The sequence below is a fragment of the Candidatus Methylomirabilota bacterium genome, assembly GCA_035936835.1.
Lineage (GTDB): Bacteria > Methylomirabilota > Methylomirabilia > Rokubacteriales > CSP1-6 > AR37.
Genome location: DASYVT010000027.1, coordinates 1 through 1,589, shown reverse-complemented (window position 1 = coordinate 1,589; position 1,589 = coordinate 1). Strand labels below are relative to the sequence as shown.

Annotated in this window: 2 protein-coding genes; one reads left to right on the top strand and one right to left on the bottom strand. The window is 67.8% G+C overall.

Annotated features, from left to right (window positions below; all coding sequences use genetic code 11):
• The first annotated feature begins 8 nt into the window (after positions 1 to 8).
• Positions 9 to 449 carry an HNH endonuclease signature motif containing protein gene (locus VGV06_02625; protein HEV2054049.1) on the top strand — a complete coding sequence of 147 codons (441 nt, stop codon included), beginning with the start codon at positions 9 to 11 and terminating at the stop codon, positions 447 to 449.
• A gap of 106 nt (positions 450 to 555) precedes the next feature.
• Here VGV06_02625 and VGV06_02620 read toward each other — a convergent pair whose 3' ends face one another.
• Complete coding sequence (locus tag VGV06_02620) at positions 556 to 1,548, bottom strand: ABC transporter substrate-binding protein (GenBank protein HEV2054048.1); 993 nt, start codon at positions 1,546 to 1,548, stop codon at positions 556 to 558.
• Between the last annotated feature and the right edge of the window lie 41 nt (positions 1,549 to 1,589).

The window sequence follows — 1,589 nt, the reverse complement described above, 5'->3', positions numbered from 1 at the left end:
CCCCCGCGTTGAGGCGGGCCCTCCACCACCGGGACCGCGGCTGCCGTTTCCCCGGCTGCGGTGTCCGCTTCGGCCAGGGGCATCATCTCCGACACTGGGCGCACGGCGGTCCCACCACGCTTTCGAACTTGGCCCTCCTCTGCCGGCGGCATCACCGGGCGGTGCACGAGGAGGGCTACCAGGTCGCGCGTTTACCCGACGGGGCTCTCCGGTTCCGGCGGCCGGACGGCCGCCCGCTGCCTGAGGCACCGCCGCCTCCCGCGGTGCCCGGTGATCCCGTCGAGGCTCTCCGTGCGTGTCACGACGTGCAAGGCCTTCGCATCGGCGCGCGGACGGCGTGCGCCAGCTGGCTCGGGGAACGGTTGAATGTGGCTTGGGCGATCGACGTCCTGCACCCCCTGGCCCAGGGAGCCCGACCTAGTCCAGCCAACCTTCCTCAGGCGGGGTAGATGGCGAGACCGACCGCTCGCGTCGCGGCCGTCAGCCGCATGTCGCCCGCCACACCGCGATGACTCGACGCGCCGTCGTGTCCCGCGTGATACCACGCTTTGTCCCCTATTGAATGACTTGGTCCGCTCGCCCCAGCAGCGACTGCGGGATCGTTAGGCCGAGGCCCTTGGCGGTCTTGAGGTTGATGACCAGCTCGAACTTCGTCGGCTGCTCGACGGGCAGGTCGGCGGGCTTGGCGCCTTTGAGAATCTTGTCCACGTAGGTAGCGGCGCGCCGAAACAAATCAGCAACGTCCGGTCCATAGGACATAAGGCCCCCGGCATCGACAAACTCCCTCTGTGCGTACACTGCCGGCAGTCGGTTCTTTGCCGCCAGGTCCACGAGGCGTCTTCGTTCATTGACGAACATGACGCTTGTCAACACAGTCAGAGCGCCCGCGCGTGCCCTGGTCATGTCCGAGAAGGCCCTGTCGAGATCGGCGGGACCTCGCGCCTCAACGACTTGAAGCCGCACCCCCAGGGCCCGCGCCGCCACGTCTGCTTCCTTCAGCATGTCCTTTTCCGTGCGTTCGCCGGCGGCACCTGGCTGCCAGAGGACAGCGACCCGGGTGACCCCCGGAACGGCCTGCGTGAGCAGTTCCAGAACCTTGCCGACTAGCTCCGGGCCGAAGAACGACAACCCCGTGACATTGCCGCCCGGCCGCGCAAGGCTGGTGACGAGCCCGCTCCCAACCGGATCGTCAGCAGCAGCGAAGACAATGGGGAGGGTCCTGGTCGCTTGCTTGGCGGCCAGGTGGGCGAGTGGGCCTCCTGCGGTCACGATGACATCAACCTTGAGCGCAACCAGTTCGGCCGCGAGAACGGGGAGCCGCTCGAACGACCCCTCGGCATTTCGGTATTCGATCACGACGTTGCGGCCCTCGACGTAACCGAGGTCACGCAGTCCTTGACGGAAGGCCTCGGTCAGGTGGGGACCAGCGGCCAGGTTGGCCGCCAGGAAGCCTATTCGAGTGTCCTTGGCCGCCTGCTGGGCCTCGGCGGCGAGCGGCGCGGCGAGGAGGCCGCTAGCCACGGTGCCGATGAATGCCCGCCGGTTCATTACTCAATCACCTGATCCGCCCGCTGCAGGAGCGACTGGGG